General features: G+C 71.9%; 22 protein-coding genes and 1 pseudogene. 13 read left to right on the top strand and 10 right to left on the bottom strand.

The features are described 5' to 3' along the window. The first annotated feature begins 28 nt into the window (after positions 1-28). The 4 genes from OG607_RS11360 (at position 29) to OG607_RS11345 (ending at position 1,938) form a co-directional block, all read left to right on the top strand. Positions 29-985, top strand: coding sequence for a sigma-70 family RNA polymerase sigma factor (locus OG607_RS11360; RefSeq protein ID WP_405722114.1), 957 nt, complete (start codon positions 29-31; stop codon positions 983-985). 140 nt (positions 986-1,125) lie between these two features. Beyond that, positions 1,126-1,455: an SRPBCC domain-containing protein gene (locus OG607_RS11355; protein ID WP_405736689.1), complete on the top strand. Its 330-nt coding sequence runs from the start codon at positions 1,126-1,128 to the stop codon at positions 1,453-1,455. Next, positions 1,424-1,549 (top strand): hypothetical protein, encoded by a 126-nt coding sequence (locus OG607_RS11350; RefSeq protein WP_405722111.1) that lies wholly within the window; start codon positions 1,424-1,426, stop codon positions 1,547-1,549. The genes OG607_RS11355 and OG607_RS11350 overlap by 32 nt, the downstream gene beginning before the upstream one ends. A gap of 59 nt (positions 1,550-1,608) precedes the next feature. Next, the gene (locus OG607_RS11345; protein WP_405722108.1) at positions 1,609-1,938 is read left to right on the top strand and encodes a TfoX/Sxy family protein; all 330 of its coding nucleotides are present in this window, start codon (positions 1,609-1,611) and stop codon (positions 1,936-1,938) included. Here the strand turns inward: OG607_RS11345 and OG607_RS11340 are convergent. Both OG607_RS11340 and OG607_RS11335 read right to left on the bottom strand, forming a co-directional pair. Continuing rightward, on the bottom strand, positions 1,895-2,395 hold the full coding sequence (locus OG607_RS11340; RefSeq protein ID WP_405722105.1) for an SRPBCC family protein: 501 nt from the start codon (positions 2,393-2,395) through the stop codon (positions 1,895-1,897). The two genes, OG607_RS11345 and OG607_RS11340, sit on opposite strands and share 44 nt — an antisense overlap. A gap of 17 nt (positions 2,396-2,412) precedes the next feature. Beyond that, entirely contained in the window at positions 2,413-2,829 is a 417-nt protein-coding gene (locus tag OG607_RS11335) for an SRPBCC domain-containing protein (protein ID WP_405722102.1), read from the bottom strand. A 95-nt stretch (positions 2,830-2,924) separates the two neighbouring features. On the opposite strand from OG607_RS11335, the gene OG607_RS11330 reads away from it, so the two are divergent. The 3 genes from OG607_RS11330 to OG607_RS11320 all read left to right on the top strand — a co-directional run bounded on the left by OG607_RS11330 (position 2,925) and on the right by OG607_RS11320 (position 3,993). Beyond that, entirely contained in the window at positions 2,925-3,236 is a 312-nt protein-coding gene (locus OG607_RS11330) for an ArsR/SmtB family transcription factor (protein WP_405722100.1), read from the top strand. Next, on the top strand, positions 3,233-3,724 hold the full coding sequence (locus OG607_RS11325; protein WP_405722097.1) for an SRPBCC domain-containing protein: 492 nt from the start codon (positions 3,233-3,235) through the stop codon (positions 3,722-3,724). Before OG607_RS11330 ends, OG607_RS11325 begins: the two co-directional genes overlap by 4 nt. 80 nt (positions 3,725-3,804) lie before the next feature. Further along, positions 3,805-3,993, top strand: a complete 189-nt coding sequence (locus OG607_RS11320) for a hypothetical protein (RefSeq protein ID WP_405722095.1) — start codon at positions 3,805-3,807, stop codon at positions 3,991-3,993. Positions 3,994-4,315: 322 nt separating this feature from the next. On the opposite strand, the pseudogene OG607_RS11315 reads toward OG607_RS11320, so the two are convergent. Together OG607_RS11315 and OG607_RS11310 are read right to left on the bottom strand one after the other, a co-directional pair. After that, positions 4,316-4,483: pseudogene (locus OG607_RS11315) on the bottom strand (response regulator transcription factor); the annotation flags it as partial. Positions 4,484-4,518: 35 nt separating this feature from the next. Next, entirely contained in the window at positions 4,519-5,958 is a 1,440-nt protein-coding gene (locus tag OG607_RS11310) for a glycosyltransferase 87 family protein (RefSeq protein ID WP_405722092.1), read from the bottom strand. A gap of 185 nt (positions 5,959-6,143) precedes the next feature. Between OG607_RS11310 and OG607_RS11305 the strand changes: the two genes are divergently transcribed. Next, positions 6,144-7,235 carry a molybdopterin-dependent oxidoreductase gene (locus OG607_RS11305; protein ID WP_405736686.1) on the top strand — a complete coding sequence of 364 codons (1,092 nt, stop codon included), beginning with the start codon at positions 6,144-6,146 and terminating at the stop codon, positions 7,233-7,235. Continuing rightward, positions 7,235-7,804, top strand: coding sequence for a hypothetical protein (locus OG607_RS11300; RefSeq protein WP_405722090.1), 570 nt, complete (start codon positions 7,235-7,237; stop codon positions 7,802-7,804). The genes OG607_RS11305 and OG607_RS11300 overlap by 1 nt, the downstream gene beginning before the upstream one ends. Before the next feature lie 69 nt (positions 7,805-7,873). Here OG607_RS11300 and OG607_RS11295 read toward each other — a convergent pair whose 3' ends face one another. The 3 genes from OG607_RS11295 to OG607_RS11285 are packed head-to-tail and all read right to left on the bottom strand — an operon-like array spanning position 7,874 to position 9,971. Beyond that, positions 7,874-8,554, bottom strand: a complete 681-nt coding sequence (locus OG607_RS11295; RefSeq protein WP_405722087.1) for a methyltransferase domain-containing protein — start codon at positions 8,552-8,554, stop codon at positions 7,874-7,876. Then, positions 8,551-9,225 (bottom strand): DUF2064 domain-containing protein, encoded by a 675-nt coding sequence (locus tag OG607_RS11290; RefSeq protein ID WP_405722085.1) that lies wholly within the window; start codon positions 9,223-9,225, stop codon positions 8,551-8,553. Before OG607_RS11290 ends, OG607_RS11295 begins: the two co-directional genes overlap by 4 nt. Then, on the bottom strand, positions 9,222-9,971 hold the full coding sequence (locus tag OG607_RS11285; RefSeq protein WP_405722082.1) for a glycosyltransferase family 2 protein: 750 nt from the start codon (positions 9,969-9,971) through the stop codon (positions 9,222-9,224). Before OG607_RS11285 ends, OG607_RS11290 begins: the two co-directional genes overlap by 4 nt. Before the next feature lie 114 nt (positions 9,972-10,085). Here OG607_RS11285 and OG607_RS11280 point away from each other — a divergent pair, with 114 nt between their 5' ends. Continuing rightward, positions 10,086-10,874 (top strand): response regulator transcription factor, encoded by a 789-nt coding sequence (locus OG607_RS11280; protein WP_405722079.1) that lies wholly within the window; start codon positions 10,086-10,088, stop codon positions 10,872-10,874. Next, entirely contained in the window at positions 10,867-11,976 is a 1,110-nt protein-coding gene (locus tag OG607_RS11275) for a sensor histidine kinase (RefSeq protein ID WP_405722076.1), read from the top strand. The genes OG607_RS11280 and OG607_RS11275 overlap by 8 nt, the downstream gene beginning before the upstream one ends. Positions 11,977-12,170: 194 nt before the next feature. Here OG607_RS11275 and OG607_RS11270 read toward each other — a convergent pair whose 3' ends face one another. The 3 genes from OG607_RS11270 to OG607_RS11260 form a co-directional block, all read right to left on the bottom strand. Further along, a complete protein-coding gene (locus OG607_RS11270; RefSeq protein WP_405722073.1) occupies positions 12,171-12,812 on the bottom strand; it encodes a uracil-DNA glycosylase in 642 nt (213 codons plus the stop codon). A 203-nt stretch (positions 12,813-13,015) separates the two neighbouring features. Beyond that, positions 13,016-14,065: an NAD-dependent epimerase/dehydratase family protein gene (locus OG607_RS11265; RefSeq protein ID WP_405722070.1), complete on the bottom strand. Its 1,050-nt coding sequence runs from the start codon at positions 14,063-14,065 to the stop codon at positions 13,016-13,018. Between the two features lie 71 nt (positions 14,066-14,136). After that, complete coding sequence (locus OG607_RS11260; RefSeq protein WP_405722067.1) at positions 14,137-14,721, bottom strand: hypothetical protein; 585 nt, start codon at positions 14,719-14,721, stop codon at positions 14,137-14,139. A 159-nt stretch (positions 14,722-14,880) separates the two neighbouring features. Here OG607_RS11260 and OG607_RS11255 point away from each other — a divergent pair, with 159 nt between their 5' ends. Beyond that, entirely contained in the window at positions 14,881-15,615 is a 735-nt protein-coding gene (locus OG607_RS11255; protein WP_405722065.1) for a flavodoxin family protein, read from the top strand. Between the two features lie 1,086 nt (positions 15,616-16,701). Beyond that, entirely contained in the window at positions 16,702-17,433 is a 732-nt protein-coding gene (locus tag OG607_RS11250) for a DUF4142 domain-containing protein (RefSeq protein WP_405722062.1), read from the top strand. The last annotated feature ends 7 nt before the right edge of the window (positions 17,434-17,440 follow it).

Here is a 17,440-nt window from a genome sequence, read left to right as displayed (position 1 = left end):
CTCGCCGCACCCCTGAGGAGAAACCGCGATGCCCTCGGACGCCGAATTCGCCGCCGTGACCGAGCAGTTCCGGCCGGAACTGCTTGCGCACTGCTACCGGATGCTCGGCTCGATCCACGACGCCGAGGACCTGGTGCAGGAGACCTATCTGCGCGCGTGGCGGGCGTTCGACCGGTTCGAGGGCCGCTCCTCGGTGCGGCGATGGCTGTACACGATCGCCACCAGGACGTGCCTGACGGCAATGGAAACGCGCTCCCGACGACCGCTTCCGTCGGGCCTCGGCGCGCCTACGGACGATCACCGGGCGGCCGTGGCGCCCCGCGAGCCGTCGGTGGCGTGGCTCCAGCCCGCACCCGACGCGCTGTTCGGCGGTGACGACCCGGCTGCGGTGGTGGCCGGGCGGACTGGAGTGCGGCTCGCCTTCATCGCCGCGCTCCAGTCCGCCCGGCAGCGAGCCGTTCTGACACTGCGTGACGTGCTGGCGTTCCGGACCGCCGAGGTCGCCGAGATCCTGGACACCACGACCGCAGCCGTCGACAGCGCGCTGCGCCGCGCCCGGTCCCGCCTGGCCGAGGCCGGACCGGTCGAGGACGACCTGGCCGAACCGGCGGAGCAGACCCGCCGCGTCCTTCTCGACGGCTACGTCGACGCGTTCACCCGCGCCGACGCCGACGCGCTGGTAAACCTGCTGCGGGTTGACGTCGAGCTGGAGATGCCGCCGACCCCGACCTGGTTCACCGGCCGCCGGGCCGTCGTCGGGTTCCTCTCCGACCTCGTACTCCGTCCTGGCCTGTGGCGAATGGTGCCCACGCTCGCCAACGGGCAGCCCGCCCTCGTGGTCTACAAACGCGCGGCCGGCGACCGCTACGAGGCGTACGGAGTCCAGGTCCTGACCCTGATCGGTACCCGGATCAGCCGCATCACGGCGTTCAACGACCCGGCTCTGGTATCCGTGTTCGGCCTCGCACCCGCACTCACCACCTGAATCGGACGGGTCCCTTGGGGCTTCCGCCCGTGAGTTCGCGTGGGGTCAGGCTGCGCCTGCGGTCTCTACCTCGGTGATCCCAGCGCCTGGACCTGACCCCACGCGAACCTATGGGCAGAAGCACTTAGCTCGGGCGGAGAATCGGCCACGCAGGTCCGGCTCACCCGTACCTGGCCCGTCCACCGGCCAAGGTCTGGCGCGCGCTCACCGAAGCGGACCGACTGGCGCGGTGGCTAATGCCCAACGACTTCCAACCAGTGGTGGGCCACCGGTTCACTTTTCGCACCGAGCCACGCCCCCAGCAGGGCTTCGACGGCATCGTGCACTGCGAGGTACTCGAGCTGGCACCCCAGCGACGGCTGCGCATCGCCTGGCGCGGCGGGCGCCTGGACACCACCGTCACCTGGACACTGGAGCCCGAGGGCCGCGGCACCCGGCTTGTTCCTGGAGCACGCCGGAATCGACCCTGACGATCCCGTCCAGCAGCGCACCCGCACCATCCTGGACGGAGGCTGGCGCTCCCGCGTCCTTCCGGCGTTGAGCCGCCTGCTCGCCGCCCCCTGATCGTTCTCCGTGGCGGCTTTCGGTGCGCGGGTGACGGCCCGGGGCGGGAGAGTGGGTTCATGACCTACGACGAAGGGCTGGCCCAACGGATCCGGGAGCAGCTCGGTGAGCGGCCCGCCCTCACTGAGAAGCGGATGTTCGGAGGGCTGGCCTTCCTGCTGGGCGGAAACATGACCGTGGGGGTGGTCGGCGACGAGCTCATCGCCCGGGTCGGCCCGGATCGGAGCGCACGGGCCCTCGCCCGGCCCGAGGCCCGTCCCATGGACTTCACCGGCCGCCCGATGCGCGGCTGGGTGACGGTGGGCGGCCCGGCGCTGGCCGAGGACTCCGTGCTGCGTCACTGGATCACGGAGGCGACGGACTTCGTCGGCACGCTCCCGCCCAAGTGACCCCCGTCTCCGTCCTCACGGTTCCAGCAGCTCCTTCAGCTGCGCCAGGTCCTTGCGCTGCGCGGCGCATGGCTGCCGCCAGCACGGACGCGCCGAGTGAGGCGAACCCGCTCGGCTCGCCCCGGTTGCGGAGCGTCATGCGGGTGTGTTCCGCGTGCGGGCCGTGGGGCTCCCAGGTGTAGGTGGTCTCCATGGGGAAGGGGCCCTGGTTCGTACGCATCACCAGCAGACGGCCGGGCTCGTACGCGGTGACCTCGTACGTGTAGGCCAGCCGGCGGCCGAGGAAGCGGGCGACGAAGGCGACCCGGGTGCCGATCGCCGCCGGCGGCGGGGTACGCCAGGTGACGGAGGTGATGTTGGCGTACCACTCGGGTGCGTGCGCTGGTTCGGCCGCGTAGGCAGCGACGCGGTCGCACGGTGCGGCGATAACGGCCGCGGTCAGCACATCGACCTTCATCTCGGAAGCTCAGGCTCTCAGACGGTGAAGAACGGGTTCGGCTCGCCGGTCTCCGCGTACTCCTTCAGCCGGGTCATCAGCAGGCCCCAGGTCTCGCTGGCCATCGGGATCTCGCTGTCGTCCTCCGCGAAGCCGGAGTGGGAGAACGCCACCCGGGTCCCCGCGGCCGTCTCGGTCAGGTCCCACGTGATGGCGGTGCCGGCCCAGTGGGGCGGGAAGGCGCCGACGCTCACCCACGCGACGCGGTCCTGGTCGGCCTGGTCGCGGCGGAGCTGGAAGGGCTCGGGAACACCGGGGAAGTTGAAGAACAGGATCTCGTCCTTGCGGTTGACGTCGTCGGTCCACCACCCGGTCAGACCGTCGTGCGTGTTGAGCGCGTCCAGGACGCGGGCCCGGTCGGCGGCGATGTCGGTCTCGTAGGTGATCTCGGTCATGACCTGCTCCTGGAGGTGCGGTGGAGTTAATTTAGCCAAGACTAAAATAAGGTCGCCGAGATTGGCAAACTGCAGCGTGGACTAAAATTAGGAGCATGGACGCGGTGCAGGTCATAGCCGAGCCCAGGCGGCGCGAGATCTTGCGGCTGGTCTGGGACGACGAGCTGTCCGCGGGAGAGATCGCGGCCCGCTTCGAGGTCACCTTCGGGGCCGTCTCCCAGCATCTGAAGGTGCTGCGGGACACCGGCCTGGTTACGCTGCGCAAAGACGGGACGAAGCGGTTCTACCGGGCGGACCGGGAGGCGCTCGGCCCGCTGGCCGACTACCTCCAGAGCATGTGGAGCTCCAGGCTCGACACCCTGGCCCGGCTCGCCGAAGAGGCCGAACGGAGCGAGAACCCCTCATGACGACACCCGCGACACCCACCCCCGGGACCCCCGGGAACCCCACGGACACCGTCACGCTGGAGCGCCGCATCGCGGCCCGCCCGGAGACTGTCTTCGGCTTCTTCACCGACCGCGAGAAGTGGCTGTCCTGGATGGGCGCCGACGGCGTGTTCTCCTTCGAACCCGGCGGCTCGTACCGAACCCGGGTCACCGGCGAGAACGTCGCCTCCGGCCGCTTCATCACCGTCGACCCACCCAAACGGCTCGTGTTCACCTGGGGCTGGGAGGAGCGCGGCATGCCCGTGGCGGCCGGATCCACCACCGTCGAGATCACCCTCGAACCGACCGCCGAAGGCACCCTGCTCCGCCTGGTCCACAGCGGACTGCCCTCCCCCGAGGCCTGCGCCGCGCACGCGGAGGGCTGGCAGCACTACATCGGACGCCTCGCCGCACGCGCCGAAGGCGGCGACCCCGGCCCCGACGCCTGGATGCAGGAGCCCACCGCCTGAGGCCGTTACCCCACGGCGGACCAGCACGCACGAGGCATCAGGCGGAGGATGAAGCGTCTACCTACGCCGCCCGGGACGGCGTGGACCTCGAGACCTTCCTGGCCCGACGCGGCCCGGTACCCACCCCCGACCAAGTCGGTGCCTCCGTCCCCCGGTTGACCACCACCGACCACGACCACGCCGCCTACCTTCTGGGGCCCACCGCCTCACCCCGGTCGAATGACGCCCCACCGCAACTGCCCCGCCCCAAGGGTCAGAGCCGCGAGTAGGGCAGTCGGCTGAGAAGGGCGACGGCGAAGAGCATGGGGATGAGGGCGGACAGCAACCCGCTGACCCAATGTCGGCAGGGGTTGCCCTCCTTTGCTCCGGGGGACAGGCCCTCGCCCATGGACGGCTGCGCCCCGTTCTCCTCCCAGGACCATGATCAGGACCGGCCGCAGCCACCGGTGCGGCACTATGTACGGTTCGGTCGTCTCCCGGGGCCGGTCACGGGCATGACCGGGCGTCAGTGGGGTACTGACGCTCACCCGCGCCATACGGGTGAGCGCCTCGTCTCCCCTGGTGGCTGCGGTCGGCACGATGGCGGCCCAGGCCGCCGGGGGCGACGAGGCCGGATTCGTAGGCGATCACGGCGGCCTGGGCGCGGCTGCCCAGGCCGAGTTTGTTCATGGTGCGGTTCAGGTGGGTCTTGACCGTGGCCTCGCTGATGAAGAGACGGCCGGCGATCTCGGTGTTGGACAGTCCCCCCGCGGTGAGCCGCGCCGGAGTGCTGGGGTTCGGCCCCGAAGGGACGGTCAGGCGCTCTGTCCAGGATTCCGCTCCTCGCCGACGAGCGCGCCTCGAAGAGCCGGCACACCGCCCCCTCCGGACGCCGCCCGGCCCGGTGCGGTGCGGGCTCGTACGGCCGCACCGGTGAGCACGGCGAGTGCGGCGGCCCCGTAGGAGAGCGACTGGAGGTCGACGTGCCTGCCCCACAGCGCGCCGCCGACGTAGAGGGTGGCTCCGGCGGCGGGGACGGTGAGCCATTCCCAGCGGCCGTCCAGGGCGACGAGGGCGACGACGAGGAGGGCGTACCAGGAGTAGGCGGGTGAGGTGAGGAGCAGGGCGGTGCCGGTGACGAGGAGGGCGCCGTGCCAGGGGCGGGCGGGGTCGCCGCGGCGGAGCACGTACAGCGTGGTGGCCAGGAGCAGGACGATGGCGACCGGGGCGGCTGCGGGGTCGGGCAGGAGGAGGCGGAGCAGGGCGAAGCGGTGGACGGTGCCGGAGTCGTAGCCCTCCTCCTGGAGGTAGCCGGGCAGGTAGCCGAGGACGCCGGCGCCGGAGGCGAGGACGTACGGGAGGTAGGCGAGGGCGATGACGGCGATGGCGGGGAGTACGACGCGCGCGGCCTGGCGCGGGCGGAGCGAGGACAGCGCGCCGGGCAGGGCCAGGACCGGGTACAGCTTGACGGCGATGGCGGCGCCGAGCAGGGCCCCGCGCCGGGTGCCGGCGGTGGCGGTGCCGAGGGCGAGGACGGTGAGCAGGACGCCGAGGGTGTCGATGTGGGCGTTGTTCACGGCCTCGACGGGGACGGCCGGGCACCATGCCCACAGCGCGGCGGCGCGCGGGTCGCGGCCCCGCCGCCGCATCACGACGAGCAGCACGGCGGTGGTGCCCAGGGCCAGTACCGCGCCGCCGGTCTGCATGGCCTTGTGGCCGCTGCCCTCGGGGGACAGCTCGTGCACCGCTGCGAACCACCCTTCCGCGACCGGCGGGTAGATGGTGTGGACGGTGGGGCGGTTGATGCGGGTGCATGCGCCGTCCGCGGCGTGCAGTTCCAACTTGCGTACCAGGGTTTGGTTCCGGCAGGCGGCCTGCGGCGGGAAGAGCCAGCTCTCACGCAGCCCGGCCAGCTCCGGAGCCGACGGCAGGTAGGCGTACGGGGAGGTCCCGGAGGCCTGCACCTTGCCGTCCCAGGCGTAGCGGTACATGTCGCTGCTGGTGCTGGGCGCCGCGGTGAGCGCCGCGACGGCGACGGCCGCGCCGCCGGCGACGACCAGCACGGTCGCGGCGCGGACCGGCACCTTGCGGACGGCCCGGGCGGCAGCGGCGAACAGCGCCCAGGCGATGCCGTACCAGAGGAGGATGCGGCCGGGGTCGGCACGGACCCCGCCGCTGTGGACCGAGAGGACAACGGCAGCGGTGAGCGCGGCGAGCAGAGTGGCGGTGAGCGCGGTGCGCGTACGGATTCCCACTCCGCCACCGTGACAGTCCGGGACGCCCAAGGGATCATGCCGGGCCGGACCGTCCGCATTCCGTAAGGTGTTCAAAGTCCTGCTCAGCGGGTGCGGCGCGGTGTGATGGAGGCATGGACTTCAGCCGCCCTCCGCGCCTTCCGCGTCTGCCGCAGCTCTCGCAGCTGCCGCGTCCGCCGCTTCCGGTGTTCAAGGGACGTCTGCACGACCCCCGTACCGCCACGGTGATCGGCCGGCTCCTCGGCGCGGCGATCCTGACGGCCTTCGTGACCGGCCTGATCAGCCACTACCTGCAACAGCCCCCGGGCTGGGCGGCGAACCTGCTGCCGAGCCGCCCATCCTGGGGCTACCGGCTCACGCAGGGTCTGCACGTGGCCAGCGGCATCGCGGCGATCCCGTTGCTGTTCGCCAAGCTGTGGACGGTCTACCCCCGGCTGTTCGAGTGGCCGCCGGTCCGGTCGGTGGTGCACGCACTGGAGCGGCTGTCCATCGGGGTGCTGGTCGGCAGTGTGCTGCTGCAACTGCTCACCGGACTGCTCAACACCCTGCAGTGGTACCCGTGGCCCTGGAACTTCAGGCCCACCCACTGGGCGCTCGCCTGGGTCACGGTGGGCGCGCTGCTCCTGCATATCGCCGTCAAGGCCCCGCAGATCGCCGCCCACTGGCAGCGCCCCCGGCTGGACGCCGACGGACCGGACCGGCGCGCGTTCGTGGCGGCGGTGAGCGCGGCCGTCGGCGCGGTGACGCTGACGACCATCGGGCAGTCCGTCACCCCGCTCAAGGACTTCGACCTGTTCGCGCCCCGCCACCCCGACCACGGCCCCCAGGGACTGCCCGTCAACCGCACAGCGGCCGCCGCCGGGGTCACCCCCGAGCGGTTGGCCGGCTGGCGGCTGCGGGTGGACGGCCCACGGCCGTACGAGCTGACGCTGGACGAACTGCGGGCCATGCGCCAGCACTCCGTGGTGCTGCCCATCGCATGCGTCGAGGGCTGGAGCAAGAGCGCCCACTGGACGGGCGTACGGATCACCGACCTCCTGGACCGCGCCGGGGCCCCGCCGAGGGCACATGTACGGGTGACGTCGCTGCAGCGGCACGGCGCATACGCCGTGATGGAGATGGGCACCTCTTACGCCCGCGATCCGCTGACGCTGCTGGCGCTGTCCCTGAACGGCCAGACCCTCGCCCTCGATCATGGCTTTCCGGCCCGCGTCATCGCCCCGAATCGGCCGGGCGTGCTGCAGACCAAATGGGTCGAACGCCTGGAGGTGCTGTGATGAAGGCCCTGCGCATCACGATCGGCACGGCGGGCGTCGCGGCGATGGCGCTGGGCGCCGTCCTCCTGACGGACCCGCAGGTGAAGAAGCCTCTGGACGTGCTGGTGTGGCTGCTCGGCGCGGTGCTTCTGCATGACGGCGTGCTGGTCCCGGCCATCCTCGCCGCCGGCGCAGTGCTGTCGCCCCGGCTGCGGCGCGCGACCCGGGGTGCCCTGATCATCGCGGCCTGCCTGACGGCGGTGGCCCTCCCCACGCTGCTGCGCCCGGGGCGCCCGACCAACGCCTCGGTACTTCCGCTGGACTACGGACGCAACCTGGTCATCGCCCTGGGCACGGTGGCCGTACTCGCGGTGACCTGGCACGTCGTACGACGGTTCCTGCGGCACAGGCCGACCGCTGATGGTGCCGACGAGCCCGAGCCCGAGCCCGGCACCGGACCGGCGGCCGGTGCACCGGCGAACCCGCCCACGCGAATCGGCCCATCCGCGCCTGGGACCCCGTCCCCCGGCCCGGACGCAGCGCATGGGCCGCCCGCCCCCGAGGACCCTCCCCGCACCGACCGGCAGTAGCCCAAGGAGGTGCCGTGCTGCCGCCGGCGGGTGGACCGGCCGGGAACGGGGACGGGGACGGGCCCGACGTCATCCCCACAGCTCGACGAAGGTGCGGCCGTCGGTGGTCCATTGCCCGGCCGGGGTCCAGCCGGTGAGGGTGGCGGTGCGCAGGAGGGCGGTCGGGCCGAGTCGGGCCCAGGGGAAGTCGCGGCCGTGGCGGCCGTGGGCGTCCTGGACGCGGACGGTGAGGCGTTCGTCGACGTCGTGCGTGGCGGCCTCGGCGAGTACCCGGCCGCCGGGGGCGACGAGTTCGCGGACCCGGGTGAGCAGGGCGTGCGGGTCGCCGCCGATGCCGATGTTGCCGTCGACGAGCAGGGCGGTGCCCCAGCGTCCCTCGGCCGGAAGGCGGTCGAAGACCGAACGCCGCAGTACCGAGCCGCCCGCGCCGCGGGTGCGGGCGACGGCGGCCGGGCTGACGTCCACGCCGAGCGCCGTCAGTCCGTGCGCGGCGAGGGCGGCGACCAGCCGTCCGGGACCGCAGCCGATGTCCAGCACCGGACCCCGGCAGTGGCTGAACAGCGTGAGATCAGCGGTGTCCGGCGCGGCGCACCAGCGCTCGACCTCCAGCGGCAGCAGCCAGCCGTCGGAACGCCGCAGGAACAGCGGCCCGCGTCCGGTGCGCAGCGCATGTCCGTACGGATCGTCGATCCACGGCCCGGCCGGATCGGCCGGCAGCTCGGCGAGTTCGGTGAGTTCGGTGCCGCTCACCGAGTGGCGTCCGTCAGTACCCGGCTCGCGGCGCTGTCCGCGAACCGGCCCAGTGCCGCCGCGAAGCGCGAGTGCGGTAGGGCCGCCGCAACCTCGGCGGCGTCGGCGGCGGTGTCGACGTCCCGCAGTGGCGGCAGGTCGCGTACCCGCAGGCCCGCGTCCGTCAGACGGCGCCGTTGGATCTCCCCGGTGCCGGCCGTGGACATCGGCACGCCCCGGATGAGCCCGGGGGCCAGTCCCGGTTCCCGCAGGCCCAGCGTCCAGAAGCCGCCGTCGGCCGCCGGGCCGAACCAGGCGTCACAGTCCTCCCAGCCGCCGGGTGCCAGGGCCGGGGCGAGGAGTTCGGGGGTGAGCTGCGGGGTGTCCATGCCGACCAGCAGCGCGGGCCCGTCGTCGTAGCGGGCGAAGGCCGCCGCGAGCCGTTCGTCGAGGCCGCCCGGCGCCTGCGGTACGACCTCGAAGCCGGGCGGCAGCCACGGCCCTCGCACGCCGTCGAGCACCAGCACCCGGCGGCGGGCCGGGGCACGCAGCACCGCGTCGAGGGTGTCGGCCAGCGCGGCTTCGGCGAGGGCGGCGGCCTGCCAGGGGGCGTACGGGGGCGTGAGTCGGGTCTTGACCCGGCCGGGCACCGGCTCCTTGGCGATGACCAGCAGGGTGACGGTGCCGTTCACCGGACGGCCCCTGCCGCGTCTGCGGGCCGGTGCGGCTGCGGGGGTCGCGCCGCCGGTTCCGCGAGTACCGCCCGCATGTCGCGCACCGCGTGCCAGGTGCCGCGCCAGGTGCCGGTGACCTTGGAGCGGCCGACGCGAGGCGTGTACGGGACGTCGAGCTCGCGGACCCGCCAGCCCGCGTCGGCGGCCCGGACCAGCATCTGCAGCGGGTAGCCGGAGCGCCGGTCGGTGAGGTCCAGGCCGAGCAGCGCCTCACGGCGGGCGGCGCGCATGGGGCCGAGGTCGTGCAGCCGCAGGCCGGTGCGACGGCGGATGAGACGGGCCAGCTCCAGGTTGGCCAGCCGCGCGTGCGGCGGCCAGGCACGGCGTACGGTTGGCCGCCGCCGTCCCAGTACGAGATCGGCGTCGCCGTCCAGCACCGGTCGGGCGACGGAGGGCAGCAGGCCCGGGTCGAGGGAGGCGTCGCAGTCGCAGAAGCACACCACGTCCGCCGTCGCGGCTAGCAGCCCCGCGTGGCAGGCCGCGCCGAAGCCCCGGCGCGGCTCGCGGACGACATAGGCACCGAGCGAGGCGGCCAGCTCCGCCGAGCCGTCGGTGGAACCGTTGTCGACCACGATCGCCCGCCAGCCGGGCGGGATGCGTTCCAGCACCCAGGGCAGGGCCGCGGCCTCGTCAAGGCACGGCAGCACGACATCGACGGGAGGTTTGACGGGAGCGTCGCCAGGAGGCGGAGAAGTCTCTGTCACCCCTCACACCCTACGAACACGAATGGGACATTTCGGGAATCCGATCCTTACGAAACGCGGACGTCCCCAGCGGCGTGCCGCCCCGGCGCATCCCCCGGTGCGAGACTCGACAACGTGAGCGCACCGATCGCAGCACCCGCGGGACCCACCGGACCCGCAGTCCCCAGGGCCCGCGTCCTGGTGGTGGACGACGACCCGACCGTCTCGGAGGTCGTCGCCACCTACCTGGACCGCGCCGGTTTCACCGTGGACCGGGCCGCCGACGGCCCCTCCGCCGTGGCCCGGGCCGCTGCCGTACGCCCCGACCTGGTCGTACTGGACCTGATGCTGCCCGGCATGGACGGCCTGGAGGTGTGCCGCCGCATCCGCCATGACCAGGGCCCGGTCCCCGTGGTCATGCTCACCGCCCGCGCCGACGAGGAGGACCGCATCCTCGGGCTGGAGGTGGGCGCCGACGACTACGTCACCAAGCCGTTCAGCCCGCGCGAACTCGTGCTGCGGGTGACCTCCGTGCTGCGCCGGGCCGGCGGCTCCGCCGAACCGGGGCCCGCCGCCGGGGCCTGGCTGCGCGCGGGCCCGCTCGCCGTGGACCGGGCGGCCCGCCGCGCCACCCTCGACGGCACCGAGCTCGCCCTGACCACACGCGAGTTCGATCTGCTCGCCTTCTTCCTCCGGCATCCCGGCCGGGTCATGGGCCGCGAGGAACTGATGAAGCGTGTGTGGTGCTGGGAGTTCGGTGATCTGTCGACCGTCACCGTCCATGTGCGGCGGCTGCGCGAGAAGGTCGAGGAGGACCCGGCCCGGCCCCGGCTGATCAGCACCGTCTGGGGCGCCGGCTACCGCTTCGACCCGCCCGGGGAATCCGCTGAAGCTGAAGGGCCGGAGGGCACCGACCATGCGTGACCTGCTGCTGATCCTCGCGTATGCCGCGCTCGGAGCCGTGGCCGCCGGGCTGCTCGGCGCGGGAGCCCTGTGGCTGCTGCGCAAACGCTCCGTCGCGGCCTCGCTCGCCGTCGTAGCGGCGGTCACCGTCGGGGCGATGCTCGCCGGGACGCTCTCGGTCGCCCGCGCGATGTTCCTGTCCAGCCACGACCTGGGCGTGGTGACGGCCGTGTGCGCCATAGCGGCGGTCATCTCCCTGGTCATGGCGTTGCTGCTCGGCCGCCGGGTGGTCGCGGGCAGCCGCGCCCTGACCGCCGCGACCCGGGCGTTCGGCGACAGCGACTCCTTTGCCGCCCCGCGCCACGCGCCCACCGCCGAACTCGCCGAGCTGGGCCGCGAACTCGCCGCCACCAGCGCCAAACTGACCGAGTCCCGGGAACGCGAACGGGCCCTGGAGACATCCCGCCGCGAACTGGTCGCCTGGATCTCCCACGACCTGCGCACCCCGCTGGCCGGACTGCGGGCCATGACCGAAGCGCTGGAGGACGGCGTCGCGGCCGACCCGGCGCGCTACTACACCCAGATCCGCGCCGAGGTGGAACGCCTGACCTCCATGGTCGGCGACCTCTTCGAACTCTCCCGCATCCAGGCCGGCGTCCTCGCCCTCACGCCCGCCCGCATGTCGGTGTACGACCTCGTGGGCGACGCCATCGCCGGCGCCGACGCACTCGCCCGGCAGCACGGCGTCTGCCTGATCGGCCAGGGCGTCGAACCGGTACCAGTGGAGGTGGACGGCCGGGAGATGACCCGCGTCCTGGCCAACCTCCTGGTCAACGCCATCCACCGCACACCCGCCGACGGCACCGTCGCGGTTGCCGCGCACCGCGAGGCCGACTCCGTCGTACTGTCCGTCACCGACGGCTGCGGCGGCATCCCGCCCGAGGAACTTCCCCGGGTCTTCGACACCGGCTGGCGCGGCACCGCCGCCCGCACACCCCCGGCAGGCGCCGGGCTCGGGCTGGCCATCGTCCGCGGCATCGTCGAGGCCCACCACGGCCACGCCGCCGTCCGCAACGTGCCGGGCGGCTGCCGCTTCGAAGTCCGCCTCCCCGTCGCCGTGTGACAGTCCCACGCCTCCGGTCGGTGCAAGCCTCACCATCAAGACCGTCAGCCGCCCCGAGGACTGCTCTGGATTCGTCGTGCTGCCCCACCGACCGACCGAGGCCCGGTCCCAGCCGGCCTCGACGGTGCCGCAGATGAAGCCGAACGCCGCTTGATCGTTCTCTGGGGTCGACCAGCCGGGAGCCTTCGGAACTGTTACCGCTGGAGTTCTTCTGCCACACGGCGGTACGCATCCTTGCGGTGTTGTTCTCGTGCCGCGCGCTCGGCGGGGTCGGGCGACCTCAACGCGCCGTTGGCAGGGTGGTAGGTGCTCACAACCTGGAAGCGTTCTTGATCGGCAATCTCGGGGTGCTTCCTCTCCAGTCGGCGCCAGGTGTCCTGCGCATCGACACCCTGAAGCAGTACGACTCGCAGATCCGGCAACAGTCCGAGAAGGCGCACCAGGGGATCGACACCAGCCTGCTGCTCGGAGGCGTTCGGCTTGCGGTTGATGTACCAGGGGTAGGCGTTCCACGGTGTGGTGTCCAGGGCGTCGATGCCGGCCTCGGCAAAGGCATGGCACTGGCGCTCAGCGGTCGGGTCGTCGTTCTCCACGCACAGGAAGCCCGAGCCGACGCCGTCTTGCGTCTTGGGGCCCGGATCGCGCAGCACGGACAGCACTCGCGCGTCGACGCCGCCGTGCCAGGGCGCGACATGCGGCATCCAGCCCCGGCCGTCCTGGTCTCGCAGGCCGTCGACCATCTCGTTGATCGCGCGGACGTGCGGTGCGTACCGGTTCTGCTCTTGTTCGACACGAAACTTCTCGTCCGCCATGCGCCGCACCATGGAATCCTCCATTGCCATCTCCACCCGAGTCAGGTCGACGCGTGGCGGCCAGTTCCTCACGGTAGAGGCCCTCACGATGCGGCATCGCTCCCAATATGGGCTGAAGTGCAGCCCGAGATGGCCACCACCGCAACGCCCTCGCGACACGGCGACTTCAGTTGCACGAGCACCATGCCGGGCATGACCTGCGGCGACGAGGTCGAAAAACAGACGCCTCAGCCCCGCAGCGGTGCGGTCGCGAACTCCGCCACCCCGTCGGTGAACCGGACCTCCGGCTTCCATCCCAGTTCGTCGCGCAGCCGCAGCGACGAGGCTGTGATGTGTCGGACGTCTCCGAGCCGGTATTCCCCCGTCGTCACCGGCGCCGGCCCGCCGCACGCGCGAGCCAGTTCGGCGGCCAGCTCGCCGACCGTGTGCGGCTCGCCGCTGCCCACGTTGTACGCCCGCAGAGTGCCTTCGGGGATGTCCTGCGCCCCGGACAGCGCCAGCGCGTTCGCCGCCGCGACATCCCGTACGTGCACGAAGTCCCGCCGCTGACCGCCGTCCTCGAACACCCGCGGCGCCTCCCCCCGTGCCAGCGCCGACCGGAACAGCGACGCCACCCCCGCGTACGGGGTGTCCCTGGGCATCCCGGGACCGTAGACATTGTGGTAGCGCAACGCCACCGCGCGCCCGCCCGTCGCCCGCGCCCAGGCTGCCGCCAGATGCTCCTGGGCCAGCTTGGTCGCCGCGTACACGTTGCGCGGATCGGCGGGCGCCTCCTCGTCGACCAGCCCCGGCGCCAGCGGCTCGCCGCACGCCGGGCACGGCGGCTCGAACCGCCCGGCGTCCAGCTCGGCCACCCGGCGCGGCCCCGGCCGCACGACCCCGTGCCGCGCGCACTCGTAGCGCCCCTCGCCGTACACCACCATCGACCCGGCGAGCACCAGCCGCCGCACCCCCGCCCGCGCCATCCCGGCCAGCAGCACCGCCGTACCGAGGTCGTTGCAGGCGACGTAGTCGGGCGCGTCGGCGAAGTCCTTCCCGAGCCCGACCATGGCGGCCTGATGACAGACCGCGTCCACGCCGCGCAGCGCCTCCTCCACTGCCGCCTGGTCCCGCACGTCGGCCTGCCGCCAGTCGGCGCCCTCCGGAACCGGCGGCGGCGTGCGGTGTGCGGCGGGCAGCAGGGCGTCCAGGACGCGTACGTCATGTCCCGCGCCTGTGAGAGCGGTGACGATCTGCGAGCCGATGAAGCCCGCTCCTCCAGTGACAAGTACCAGCATGAAGCCGACGTTACGGACCCGACCGGGCCCACGGGACCTCCCGCGCCCGGCCGTCAGCGGTCCGTAAGAAATCAGCCGGAAGCCGCATCCGTATCCGCCGCCCAGGCCAGCAGCCCGAACGCCACCGCGAAGCCCAGCATGGTGAACACACCCCGGGGCCAGAAGATATGGCTGTCGACGAACGACCAGCAGGCCGCGAACAGAATCACAGCCCCCGGAAGCACCCGCATGCCGTGGCGCGGGAACAGCACGGTGCAGGTGGCGAGGGCGGCGACGGCAAGGGCGTACACCCCGGCATGTCCCAGGGCATCGCCCCTCGCGAACAGCGGGTGCACCGCCGCGGTCGCCCCGTGCTCGGCAGCCGTACCTGCGGATATGCCCGCCACCGCATCGAGACCGGTGTAGTAGGCCGCGAAGACGAAGCACCCCACCCAGGCGACGACCGTCGCCGCGCCGGCGAGGTCGCGACGGGGCCGGCCCCACAGCGGCACCAGCAGACCCACCGTCAGCAAAGGGAAGACCGGCAGCAGCAGGATGTGGAGACCCGCCCAGTGAGCGGCCGTGGATCCATTGAGTGACTGGGGATGGACCAGACCGACCGCGGCAAGCAGCAGCGGCGGAACCATCACCAACGCGGTCGTACGTGAGGTGGACACCCGGCGATCGTATGAACGCGACCGCACCGGGAATGGGCCCGGACCGGCCACGTAAGCGGATCGTAAGGCGCCGCCCCGCGCGCCATCACACCGATCTGTCCCTATATGCGGGTAGACCGGTACCAGAGCATCACCGGAACCGGATTCCAGGAGCCCTCCATGGCCTCACCCGACCGCGACAACGACAACGGCTACCGCTACGACGACCTGAGCGCGCTCTACATCAACTGCACGCTCAAGCGCTCCCCCGAGGCCAGCAACACGGAGGGCCTGATCGACAAGAGCCGCGCCACGCTGGAGACCCAGGGCGTCACCACCGAGTTGGTTCGCGCCGTTGACCACGACATCGCGACCGGCGTGTGGCCGGACATGACCGAGCACGGCTGGTCGTCCGACGCTTGGCCGCAGCTGTACGAGAAGGTGATGGCCGCCGACATCCTCGTCCTGTGCGGGCCGATCTGGCTGGGCGACAACAGCTCGGTGATGAAGCAGGTCATCGAGCGGCTCTACGCCTGCTCCAGCCTGCTCAACGACCGGGGCCAGTACGCCTACTACGGCCGCGTCGGTGGTTGCCTGATCACCGGCAACGAGGACGGGGTCAAGCACTGCGCCATGAACGTCCTCTACAGCCTCCAGCACCTCGGCTACACCATCCCGCCCCAGGCCGACGCCGGCTGGATCGGCGAGGCCGGCCCCGGCCCCTCCTACCTCGACCCCGGATCAGGCGGCCCCGACAACGACTTCACCAACCGCAACACCGCCTTCATGACCTGGAACCTCATGCACCTGGCCGCCCTGATCAAGCAGGCCGGCGGCATCCCCGCCCACGGCAACCAGCGCTCCGCATGGGACGCCGGCTGCCGCGCCGACCTCCCCAACCCCGAACACCGCTGAACCCGTAACCCCGGCCCGGAGAGGGCCGTGCGGCCATCGCGCCGGGGGCGCGCCCGCTCGCATCGTGATCATCCGGTGGGCCCGGTGTCCTCCAGGTCCAGGGCCCGCTGGATGCGGCGCCGGGTCGTGTCGCTGACCGCGTTGGTCTCGTACAGCCGCTGCAGCCCGTGGGTCTGTACGCCGATGAGTGTGCGGCGCAGACCAGGACCGCGTCGGGCGGATTGCGGGAGGCCGCTGCGGCGAGGCGAACACCGTCCTGGCGCTCAGCCGTCCTCGTCCACCGGGCGCGTCCTTGATGGGGCCTTGATACCGACCAGCCGTACGCGCCTCGTCTGCGAAGACGTCCCGTGCCCAGCGTCTCGGGCGGTCGCCGCCCGGAAGCGCAAGCGACCGGTGATCACGTTGGTGTCGCGTCCCGCTTCCAGGCGACGCCGCGTCCCTGTCCACCCTGCGCACCCATGCAGCCGCGATCTACGACCACGGCGCGGGCCAGCTGGCGGAGACCTGCGCGCTTGCCGGGGTCGGTGACGTCGCAGGCCGCCCATGAAGGCGACCGCGCGCCTTCGAAGGCAGCGGGGTTGTGGCTGGGGCCGGGGCCTGGTGGTGGCTGCAGTCGGCGCGTGGGAAACCATGCAGCCCCATCTCGCGGGCTCATCCCGACAGTGGGTGGGCTGTGATCAGTCCGGTGAGGAACTCAGCGATCGTCGGCAGCCCTGGGCCAAGGGGCTTCGCAAGCAGGTCCGCTCACGCAACCCGCCGACAAGGCGGCGCAGTTTAGACCTTCGCCGCAGCACATTCAGGCCGATCACCAAAGTGCAAACTTTGCCCTGTGCAAAGGCTAGGGTTCCCGTGGCTCAGGAGCCCGCGACGCCGACGTATCAGGCGGCCCGAGTCCATGACTGACAGCCGGCAGACCCGCCCAACCGAAGGCAGCGGACATGGGAACCACGAAGCATACGGGCGACAGCCAGCCCCAACCCCACGCCTGCGTCGCCTGTGTCATTCACGGGCCGCCGCTGACCCGCCCGCAGTGGGACACGACCTCAGTACGGCCCCGCCGCCCCTCCACACCAGAGGAGTTCAACGATGCAAACCAGCCGCTACGCCGCCGGAACCGCGCTTGTGATCGGGGCGAGCGTTGTGACCGCAGCCGCGCTGCTCTATCCCGCGATGGTGGGACTGAAGACCGTGTCGGCAAGCTCCAGCACCCAGGCGGTGTCCACCCAGTTCGGCCCGCTGACCGCAGATGACCGGTCGTTCGTGGTCAAGGTCCGGCTCGCAGGCCTGTGGGAATTCCCCGCAGGACAGATGGGCGAGCAGAAGGGAACCACAGAAGCGGTCAAGACGGCGGGCGCGCACCTGATCAAGGGACACACCGACCTCGACACCACGGTTCGGGCGATCGCCCCGCAACTCGGGATCACCCTCCCCAACCAGCCGACGCCCCAGCAGCAGGGATTCCTGACCACGCTCTCGGCCACCAGCGGAACAGACTTCGACACCAAGTTCGCCAACATCCTGCGCCTGACCCATGGTCAGATCTTCACGGCCATCGCGAAGATACGGACCACCACCAAGAACACCCTCGTCCGGCAACTGGCCGACCAGGCCAACGACACCGTGCTCGACCACATCACGGTCATGGAGAAGACCGGCCTGGTCAATTTCGACCAGATCGTCATCGACGAGACCGCCAGCCCCACCATCAACCCCAACGACACCATCGCCCCGTCCCCGAACCCGGGCGACCCGACTCTCATCGTCACCCCGACCGCCACCGCCTCGCTGCCCCCGGCGACTTCGTACCCGTCGTCCTGAGACACAG

It is taken from the genome of Streptomyces sp. NBC_01537 (genome assembly GCF_045040445.1).
Lineage (GTDB): Bacteria > Actinomycetota > Actinomycetes > Streptomycetales > Streptomycetaceae > Actinacidiphila.
Note: the sequence above shows the minus strand (reverse complement) of the source record. Positions and strands in the feature narration are given on the sequence as shown.

Bases quoted from the DNA above. Each gene is read 5' to 3' on its own strand.
- OG607_RS11335 (WP_405722102.1), bottom strand. From the start codon at position 2,829: ATGACCGAGATCACCTACGAGACCGACATCGCCGCCGACCGGGCCCGC.
- OG607_RS11330 (WP_405722100.1), top strand. From the start codon at position 2,925: ATGGACGCGGTGCAGGTCATAGCCGAGCCCAGGCGGCGCGAGATCTTG.
- OG607_RS11275 (WP_405722076.1), top strand. From the start codon at position 10,867: ATGCGTGACCTGCTGCTGATCCTCGCGTATGCCGCGCTCGGAGCCGTG.
- OG607_RS11340 (WP_405722105.1), bottom strand. From the start codon at position 2,395: ATGAAGGTCGATGTGCTGACCGCGGCCGTTATCGCCGCACCGTGCGAC.
- OG607_RS11360 (WP_405722114.1), top strand. From the start codon at position 29: ATGCCCTCGGACGCCGAATTCGCCGCCGTGACCGAGCAGTTCCGGCCG.
- OG607_RS11250 (WP_405722062.1), top strand. From the start codon at position 16,702: ATGCAAACCAGCCGCTACGCCGCCGGAACCGCGCTTGTGATCGGGGCG.
- OG607_RS11300 (WP_405722090.1), top strand. From the start codon at position 7,235: ATGAAGGCCCTGCGCATCACGATCGGCACGGCGGGCGTCGCGGCGATG.
- OG607_RS11255 (WP_405722065.1), top strand. From the start codon at position 14,881: ATGGCCTCACCCGACCGCGACAACGACAACGGCTACCGCTACGACGAC.
- OG607_RS11345 (WP_405722108.1), top strand. From the start codon at position 1,609: ATGACCTACGACGAAGGGCTGGCCCAACGGATCCGGGAGCAGCTCGGT.
- OG607_RS11265 (WP_405722070.1), bottom strand. From the start codon at position 14,065: ATGCTGGTACTTGTCACTGGAGGAGCGGGCTTCATCGGCTCGCAGATC.
- OG607_RS11270 (WP_405722073.1), bottom strand. From the start codon at position 12,812: ATGGAGGATTCCATGGTGCGGCGCATGGCGGACGAGAAGTTTCGTGTC.
- OG607_RS11325 (WP_405722097.1), top strand. From the start codon at position 3,233: ATGACGACACCCGCGACACCCACCCCCGGGACCCCCGGGAACCCCACG.